Consider the following 9,188-nt stretch of genomic DNA (forward strand, 5'->3'; position numbering starts at 1 on the left):
CATCCCTTTTATTGTACTGTTGTTTTAAACCGGTTTTCTGGTTGCTTTTTATATAAAAAAAGGCATATGATAAATAAGGAGAATCAACCAGAAAAGATATTATAAGATGAAAGAGGATTTTAAATGATTACTTTAAAAAGTGAACGAGAAATACATTTGATGCATGAAGCGGGTAAGCTTCTTGCTGAGACGCATAGAAAAATTGCAAAAATGATCAAGCCGGGCGTTACGACTTGGGAAATTGAAGAGTTTGTGGAAAAATTCTTGGCGGAACACGGAGCAACGCCAGAGCAAAAAGGCTATCAAGGGTATAAATATGCGACTTGTGCTTCCGTTAATGATGTAATCTGTCATGGCTTCCCCCAGAAGAAACCGTTGAATGAGGGAGATATCGTAACGATCGACATGGTAGTGAGACTTAACGGAGGATTAGCTGATTCAGCTTGGACCTATAGTGTTGGGGAAGTTTCCGAGGAAGCACAGCGCTTGATGGACGTAACGAAAAATGCTCTATATAAAGGTATCGAAGCTGCTCAAGTAGGCAATCGTCTTGGAGATATCGGGCACGCCATCCAATCGTATGCTGAAGGGGAAAAATTCTCGGTCGTACGCGATTTCACAGGGCATGGAATCGGAAAAACGATGCATGAAGATCCAACCGTATTACATTACGGTAAACCGGGTAAAGGCGCTCGCTTGAAAGAAGGCATGGTCATTACGATTGAACCAATGTTGAATGCTGGAACATGGCATATGAAAGTGGACAAAGACGGCTGGACAGCAAGAACAACGGACGGCAAGCTTTCCGCTCAATATGAACATACTATCGTTATTACAAAAGAAGGCCCAATGATTCTAACCGAACAATAAGAAATAGAAGAGCGATGACCGATTTTCATGGTCATCGCTCTTTTTACCCTTTTATCCTAATTTATTCCATAAATTATCTCGACAGAATATTCTGTATTCAATTGACACTGAAATAGATGGAACACATAGTTTATGTACTAAGTAATTAGGCATGAAATCCTTTACTATTTTGTGGGAGCACAGGATAATAAGGATAAGGAATCTTAATGTTGTTAACGAGTTTATGGGGCAGATAATATATAGGGGGGTTGACAGTGAAGAAAGGGGAAAAATTATCTACAACGGTTGAATCTGTTGGATTAAGTCAGAGAGAATTCTTGACGATTTTTTTACTGCATTCTCTGACTGATAAAGCAAACTATCCACGTGCCATACATCAGGACCTGAAAAATATGTTTACGGGTAAAGTGCATAGTTACGACTACTTATGTAAAATTTCTAATAATCTTGTTGAATCAGGCCATTTATCATTATATACGAATAAAGGAAGAAACTATTATCAAATAACAGAAAAAGGGAAAGATCTTTATGCATGGTACCAAGAGAATTTCCTGGAACGTTTTTCCGAAGTGAAGAAGGTCATAGACCGCTTTATGTTTGATTTAAAAGGTTCTGGTATGAATCCTCCGGTTGTGAATGAACTACCAGAAGAATACCGTTCTTATTTTTCGAAAATCATTTCTGTGAAGGATTTAGTCCGTTATGTTACGTTGAAGGCCGCTTTCACAAAACGACCCATTTATATGGGGGAAATTGCTGACTTGCTAAAAAATCAATTCGGTTGGATTGCCTCTAATGGGTATCTCTACGATTTATCTCATGAAATGGAGGAGACAGGATTACTTGTCGGCAGATGGGAAAGTGAGAAACGTACGAAACGTTACTTGCGAATTACGGATGAAGGGCAACACCATTATAAGCAGATTGCCGATTCGGCAGCATACCAAGTACAGGAAATCCAAAAGTATCTGGCAAGCGTAGTGACCTTTCTCGAAGAAAAATCCTAACATCTTTCAATCTCCTTTTACTTGTTTAAGAACCACTAGTACCTAGTGACTGAAAAGATCAATCATCTCATGTATATGCTTAAGTCGAATCGTTCAGGGGTAAAGTTCAATAAAACTGTTCTTAATTAAGGGGGAATCACAATGAAAGAAAAACGCGATGAAATGAGTAGTATATATACATTGATAAAGAGCCAGGTCGATAAACTTCCTATTTCAGAATCTAAAAAGAATAAAATGCTGGACCAACTCTTAAGAGTGAAAACGATGACCGTTGACGCCAGGGAACCACGGATTGCTCTAGTCGGAAGGCGGGGTTCAGGCAAGTCCTCTCTGATTAATTCGATGTTCGGAGAAAAACGTCAATATGTCAGTTCTGTTAAGTCTGGCACGGGTAAAGGTAAATGGCTGTGGTATCCTAGTGAAACCGATCCGAAAATCCGTTTGCTGGACTCTCGTGGTTTAGGAGAAAGTGAAGCACCTACAGAAGAGTTTGAGGAAGATACACCAATGGATGAGTTAATTAATGCGGTTACAGGAGAACAGCCGGATGTCTTTCTTTTCCTTATTAAAGCGAAAGAAACCGATTCTCGTATTGAAGAAGATTTAAAGGAACTAAACAAGCTACGGAAAATCGTGAAAGCAAAACATCACTATGATGTACCGGTAATCTGCGTGGTGACCCAAGTCGATGAATTGGATCCACCTCATTATAAACAAGTGCCATTTGATGCCCATCCTAAGAAAAAACAGCATATAGATGAAGCTGTTGCGTTGATGGAAAAGCGGTTTAAAGAAAGTGATATCCCACTTTTGAATATCATTCCGATTTGTTCTTATATTGATTTTGATGATAATGGAAATATCGATTACGATATGAGATGGAACATCGATGAGTTATCTACCTACTTGATTGAGGCCTTACCCAGTGAAGCGAAATTAATGACGGCTAAGGCCATGCAAAGTCACTTCGTCAAGAAAAAATTCGCACGGACAATCGTCAGTGCATTTACAGCAATTGCCAGTTTAATCGGTGCTGAACCCATACCATTTGCGGATTTCCCAATATTGACGGGTATACAAGGTCTGATGATTGTGGTAATCGGGTTCATTGCTGATAAAGAAATCAATATGAAAACAGCCACTGAATTCATTACTGCTTTAGGTATAAATGTTGGCGTTGGTCTACTTGTGAGAGAGGGAGTTCGTGCTGCTGTCCGTTTGATACCAGGAGCTGGTCTTGCTGTTTCTGGTGCGGTAGCGGGAGCTGTCACCTATGGGATTGGTCAGGCTGCCATCGCTTACTTCATTGAAGATAAAAGCATGGAACAGGCAAAAGAAGCATATAAACATGCAAATAAAGTATATGAAGATGAAGAAAAAGAAGAAATCATCCCTTAATCAAATCGATTAAGGGAACTTTTAACTCATATAGATGACTAAAGTGATAAGAAATAGGTGAGTTCTAATAATTTTACTCACACAAAATATATTTTGTCTACATATCAAGAAGGGATGATCTTCATGTCGTTTTTCCAATCAGTTGAGCAAAAAGAATATATAGAAAAATTAGAGCATGCTATACAGTCCTTTCCGGAACGTTCCGAAGCACTTGACGAATCCAAGGGATTTCCTTTTGAAAACATTCAGGAGTTGAAAGATTTCGGTTATCCTATGTTAACCCTGGCGAAAGAATTTGGGGGTCAAGGCGGTTCTTTATATGACTTCCTCCTTGCTCAGGAAAAAATTGCAGAATATTGTGGACCGACCGCTTTAGGTATTGGCTGGCATGTGGGGACGGTTCTATCTTTGACAGAGAAACGTCCGTGGGAAAAAGAGGTCATGGAGGAGTTTTTTAAGGAAGTGTCTAAAGGAGCCCTCGTCAATACGGCTGCATCAGAAGCTGGTACCGGTAGCCCCACACGTGGAGGGCGTCCAGAAACGACAGCTATCAAGAAAGGTGATCAATGGATACTTACTGGTAGAAAAACCTTTACGACGCTTTCGCCAGTCCTTGATATCTTCCTTGTTACTGCTTGGGTAACGGAAGAAGAGCAGATGGGTACCTTCTTGGTTCATCGAGAAGTTCCAGGAGTTTTAATAGAAGAAACATGGGATATGATTTCCATGCAGGGGACAGGAAGTCATGATCTTGTCTTGAATGAAGTTGTCCTACCAGAAAAGTATTATGTCATGCAGAAGGAGCCTGGAAAGCGGATACCGGAAGCTTGGCTCCTACATATACCTGCGTGTTATTTGGGGATAGCATCAGCAGCACGAAATTATGCCGTCGAATTTGCGAAGACTTACTCACCAAATAGTCTACCTGGCCCTATCCGTGACCTTCCGAATGTACAAAGAACAATTGGAGAAATAGAACTAGAATTAGCGGAAGCACGTCATTTTCTCTATTCTGTCGCCGAAAAATGGGAAACGCAACCTGAAAATCACGGGGAAATATCGAAAGAGTTAGGTGCGGTTAAATTTTCGGTCGTCAACAAATCTATATCCATTGTCGATAAAGCGATGAGGGTCGTTGGGGCAAAAAGCCTGCAGCGGACTAATCCCCTACAACGGTATTACCGGGATGTCCGAGCAGGACTTCATAATCCACCAATGGATGATATTACGATTACGATGCTTGCGAAGTCAGCTCTTTATTAAGATTTAAACACTGAGACACTGAAATGGATTTTCCATTTCAGTGTTTTTTTATATATAAGTTAAAGGGAAAACCTCAATCTTGCAAAATAACATAATCCTAAAATATTCAAAATATCTAATCCTGTGTAGATTGACGGTATATCAACAATCCATTATCATCTAAATAAACTACCATTTTTTTGAAAGCGTTCATTAAGGTGATATGTTGTTGAACTGTTTGGTTTTTTGATTTTGAAAGGGGAAATGATATGAAATCGCTCAAAGAGGGAGAAATCATTTGGGAACCGACACAACATCAGATTAAGGAAACGGGTTTGACACAGTATGCAAACTGGCTGAAGGATAAGAAAGGTTTGGAATTTGATGATTACCAAGAGTTATGGAAGTGGTCGGTCGATGAACTTGAAGAATTTTGGGCGTCCATATGGGAATATTGTGACGTAATAGTCACAAGAAAGTATGATACGGTCTTAGCGGATGAGACGATGCCGGGTGCAAAGTGGTTTGAAGGCTCGAGGCTTAATTATGCGGAGAATGCTTTATCAAAAGACAATGCAGACAAACCAGCCATTTTCTTTCGTTCCGAGACGATCACTAAACAAGAAATCAGTTGGAAAGAGCTAAAGGGAAAAGTTGCTTCTGTCGCCCATTCTTTAAGGAAACTAGGGGTGAAATCGGGTGATCGAGTTGTAGCATACATGCCGAATATCCCCGAAACGGTTATTGCTTTCTTGGCTACGGCCAGTATCGGAGCCATCTGGTCCAGCTGTTCACCTGACTTCGGCGCAAGAAGTGTCATTGACCGCTTCAAACAGATAGAGCCGGTTGTTTTATTTGCTGTTGACGGGTATCGCTATAATGGCAAGTTTTTTGATAAAACATCCGTCGTTTCACAGTTGCAAAATGAATTGGTTACAGTCAAACACACCGTGCTGGTTCCTTACATAGATCAAAAGAATCTAGAAAACAAACTAGAGAACATCATTCCATGGGACACGCTTGTGATAGAATCAGCGGATTTAACTTTTGAAAGCGTTCCTTTTGATCATCCACTTTGGATCCTCTATTCTTCGGGTACGACGGGCATGCCAAAACCGATCGTTCAAGGACATGGAGGTATTCTACTCGAGCATTTAAAGGCTACAAGACTTCACCAAGACATGACTTCGGGGGACACGGTATTTTGGTTCACCACGACAGGGTGGATGATGTGGAACCTGCTGATGGGTGGATTACTGAATGGAGCAACCATTGTCCTCTATGATGGCAGTCCTTCGTATCCTAATATGGAGACCCTCTGGAAATTGGCTGAAGATACAGGCATGACTTCCTTTGGAACAAGTGCCCCTTTTCTTACAAGTTCGATGAAACAAGGCATTAAACCAATCGAAAAATACAATCTAACAAAGTTAAAGTCTCTTTTTTCTACAGGAGCCCCATTATCAAGTGATGGTTTTAAGTGGGTGTACGATAGCGTTAAAGAGGATATTTGGCTTAGTTCGTCGAGTGGTGGGACAGATGTATGCTCTGGCTTTGTAGGGGGTGTGTCTATTCTTCCTGTTAGGATTGGAGAGATACAGGGACGTTCGCTAGGTGTTCATGTGGAAGCATTTGATGAACAGGGGAATTCACTAATAAATGATGTTGGTGAACTTGTGGTTACTAAGCCTATGCCCTCCATGCCGCTTTATTTTTGGAATGACCAGGACGGTACACGATACTTTAATAGTTACTTCGATACGTATCCAGGTGTCTGGAAGCATGGCGACTGGATTAAGATTGATGATAGAGGCAGCTGCATCATTTATGGGCGTTCAGATTCTACCATCAACCGTTCAGGTGTACGCATGGGGACCAGCGATATTTATCGTGTCGTGGAAGCGATTGATGACGTGATGGAAAGTCTGGTGATTGATAGAGAAGTACTTGGCCGTGGTTCGTCCTTGCTGTTATTCGTTGTTCTTAAGCAGGGGAAGACGCTCAATCTTGATCTGATTGCAAAAATTAAAGAGCAAATCAGGGAACATGTTTCCCCACGTTTTATACCAGATCAAATTTATCTCGTCGAACACATACCAAAAACTTTGAACGGTAAGAAAATGGAAGTACCTATTCGTAAACTATTACTTGGTTTTGAATTTGATAAAGTGGTGAATGCAGATTCCATGAGTAATCCAGAATCGCTCCAATTCTTTAAAAAGTTGGCAATCGAGTTGAATGAGGAAAAGATATTTTAGATACTTTAAGAAATACAGGCGGGGTTAAAAGACTCCGTCTTTTCTAAGAATAGGAAAAGGGGTAATCAATCACTTTGAATCAAAATTAACTTTTAAATCTTTTAAACAGTTATATGGTCATGTAAGCGGAGAGCGGTCTATCTTAGGAAGTATCATTATTAATAATGGAGTTAAAAGCTTTCATAAGGTAGCTAGTTTGAAATACGTGTGAATGTTGTGAAATTGCTGAGGGAGCTTTTAAGAGGGAATAGTCTTTATTCGTGTGTTAAGTCTCGGTTGAAGAAAATCGTTTATGTAGCAAAAAGTTCTCTAGTAGATATTCAAAAAAGAGATTACTTCAAAAATGAAATGTGGAATCGATTAAGGTTCTATATTTCATTTTTTATGCATATATGCTAAGTCTAAGTAATAAAGGTGGGGATTTTTTATGAAAAAATGGCTAGTACTATCATTTGTTTTGCTTAATCTGATGGGTTGTTCAGATAAAAATAGTAAGGAAGTGGTTGAAGAAAAGCCACCAAAAGTACTTATTAAACTGGCGAATGAAACATATGAAACGAAACTGGGTACGTATTGTTGGAGCGATAACAAAGTTAATACTTGTGTGGATATGGCTGGACCTGTGGAACTATTAGCGGATAAAAAGCCTATTGAGGCGCTTCCAGGAGAGAAGGTTACCTTAAAGATGGATTATGAACCTAAACCAAATGAAATGCATGTAACACAGTTTAATGCGAATGAGAAAAATAAAGAAACAGAAATTCATTTAAGGGATAATCAGTTTACTGTTCCTAAAGAAAAAGGCATTTACTATTACGCATACAGTGCGGGGTGGACTGATGAAAAGGATGCTAGCGTTTCTAAAGGTGATGCGTTATACGCATTTGTACTAGAAGTTAATTAGAAAGCGGAAGGGATTTATGTATTTAGTACATAATTAATAAGTTTAGTTGTAAATATAAAGACCCCAAACCTTAATTGCTAATTGTGGTTTGGGGTTTACCTTTGTAATCGAGAGGAGATTAACCATTTCTAAAAAGAAACAGGAAGTGAATCAAGACTTTGAGATGAAAGGGAAAATTGCCATTCAACTTTTTCCTTAGGAATACTTAGCCTTAAGTTGGGCATTCGTTTTAATAGAGTAGTAAAGGCTATATCTCCTTCTATACGTGCAAGCGGAGACCCTAGACATACGTGGAGGCCATGTCCAAAGGCTAGGTGGCGATCTATCTTACGTTTAATATCTAAATCTTCTGAGTCAGTAAAGACTTTCTCATCACGATTGGCGGCTTTCACCATCACAAGAAGCAAATCTCCTTTTTTGATTTGCTGCCCACCCAGTAGTGTATCTTCTTTTGCAAAACGCGGTCCGACAATCGTTGATGGACCATTGAATCGCAATAGTTCCTCAACAGCTGATGGAACTAAAGTTAAGTCAGTTTTAAGCATTTCTAACTGTTCTGGATTCTCAAATAACATCATAGTGCCAGTTGCAATTAAATTAGACGTTGTCTCATGACCTGCAAAAATAAGTAACGTGATCATCGATATTAACTCTGACTTATCAAGACGTTCACCTTGTTCTTCAATGGCAATCAACTGGCTAATTAAGTCATCGGAAGGATTTTTCCTTTTTTCTTCAACTAACATTTTAGTATATTCCCCGAATTCTTTTAAATGCTTCCCAACCGTCGGATCTTGTTTACCCAAACCTAGGCCATTAGCGATTGCGGTGGACCAAATTTTAAGCTTTTCGCGATCTTCATGTGGCACACCTAACATTTCTGAAATCACATTAATCGGTAAGGGGTAGGCATAGTCTTTAACAATGTCCATCTCACCTTGAGACTGAACTTGGTCCAGTAATTCATCAGCAATTTCTTGAACCCGAGAACGTAACCCTTCCATGTATCGAGGCGTAAAGGCTTTTGAAACTAACATACGTAATCTTCTATGATCAACACCATCGGAAAAAAGCATGGATTTCCCAGTGAAAAAGGTATCAGGTGACGATGAATTTAGATCATTAGTGATATTATCTCTATAGCCTTTGTCATCCTCAAGCGTTTTAGGGTCTACTGTATATATCGCGTGATTTTTCAAAACTTGAGTTGCTTCATCCATATGTACAACTAACCAAGCTTGACTATCTGTTTGACCAAAAGGGTTTGGAATAGAAATGACAGGTCCCGTTTTACGTATTTTAGCGAATATAGAAAAGGGATTCTCTTTATTTTGACCACTTAATAAATTTAGAACTTGTTCTTGCACCATTTGATTTGAGTTGTTCATATTTTATCATCCTTCCTTACAAATATTTTTTAATCGTTAATACTTGTGTAAGTTGTAGATAAAGTACATTTAATTAAAAACTTCAATTACTCAAAATATATTACTTTAATTAAAGTAATAT

At 39.2% G+C, this 9,188-nt stretch carries 7 protein-coding genes; 6 read left to right on the forward strand and 1 reads right to left on the reverse strand.

What is annotated here, in order from left to right:
* Positions 1-123 precede the first annotated feature (123 nt).
* The 6 genes from map to ACIQXN_RS19265 all read left to right on the forward strand — a co-directional run bounded on the left by map (position 124) and on the right by ACIQXN_RS19265 (position 7,679).
* On the forward strand, positions 124-870 hold the full coding sequence (gene map, locus ACIQXN_RS19240; protein WP_402970396.1) for a type I methionyl aminopeptidase: 747 nt from the start codon (positions 124-126) through the stop codon (positions 868-870).
* 254 nt (positions 871-1,124) lie between these two features.
* A complete protein-coding gene (locus ACIQXN_RS19245; RefSeq protein WP_402970399.1) occupies positions 1,125-1,877 on the forward strand; it encodes a PadR family transcriptional regulator in 753 nt (250 codons plus the stop codon).
* 141 nt (positions 1,878-2,018) lie between these two features.
* Positions 2,019-3,275: a GTPase gene (locus tag ACIQXN_RS19250; protein WP_402970401.1), complete on the forward strand. Its 1,257-nt coding sequence runs from the start codon at positions 2,019-2,021 to the stop codon at positions 3,273-3,275.
* A gap of 123 nt (positions 3,276-3,398) precedes the next feature.
* Positions 3,399-4,538, forward strand: coding sequence for an acyl-CoA dehydrogenase family protein (locus tag ACIQXN_RS19255; RefSeq protein ID WP_402970404.1), 1,140 nt, complete (start codon positions 3,399-3,401; stop codon positions 4,536-4,538).
* A gap of 248 nt (positions 4,539-4,786) precedes the next feature.
* Entirely contained in the window at positions 4,787-6,775 is a 1,989-nt protein-coding gene (locus ACIQXN_RS19260) for an acetoacetate--CoA ligase (RefSeq protein WP_402970407.1), read from the forward strand.
* 427 nt (positions 6,776-7,202) lie between these two features.
* Positions 7,203-7,679, forward strand: a complete 477-nt coding sequence (locus ACIQXN_RS19265; RefSeq protein WP_402970410.1) for a hypothetical protein — start codon at positions 7,203-7,205, stop codon at positions 7,677-7,679.
* 128 nt (positions 7,680-7,807) lie between these two features.
* On the opposite strand, the gene ACIQXN_RS19270 is transcribed toward ACIQXN_RS19265, so the two are convergent.
* A complete protein-coding gene (locus tag ACIQXN_RS19270) occupies positions 7,808-9,067 on the reverse strand; it encodes a cytochrome P450 family protein (protein ID WP_402970413.1) in 1,260 nt (419 codons plus the stop codon).
* Positions 9,068-9,188 lie beyond the last annotated feature (121 nt).

The organism is Peribacillus sp. NPDC097295, assembly GCF_044761665.1.
Lineage (GTDB): Bacteria > Bacillota > Bacilli > Bacillales > DSM-1321 > Peribacillus.

Excerpts from the sequence above, each read along its gene's own strand:
- ACIQXN_RS19260 (WP_402970407.1), top strand. The coding sequence starts at position 4,787 with ATGAAATCGCTCAAAGAGGGAGAAATCATTTGGGAACCGACACAACAT.
- ACIQXN_RS19270 (WP_402970413.1), bottom strand. The coding sequence starts at position 9,067 with ATGAACAACTCAAATCAAATGGTGCAAGAACAAGTTCTAAATTTATTA.
- ACIQXN_RS19265 (WP_402970410.1), top strand. The coding sequence starts at position 7,203 with ATGAAAAAATGGCTAGTACTATCATTTGTTTTGCTTAATCTGATGGGT.
- ACIQXN_RS19255 (WP_402970404.1), top strand. The coding sequence starts at position 3,399 with ATGTCGTTTTTCCAATCAGTTGAGCAAAAAGAATATATAGAAAAATTA.
- ACIQXN_RS19250 (WP_402970401.1), top strand. The coding sequence starts at position 2,019 with ATGAAAGAAAAACGCGATGAAATGAGTAGTATATATACATTGATAAAG.
- map (WP_402970396.1), top strand. The coding sequence starts at position 124 with ATGATTACTTTAAAAAGTGAACGAGAAATACATTTGATGCATGAAGCG.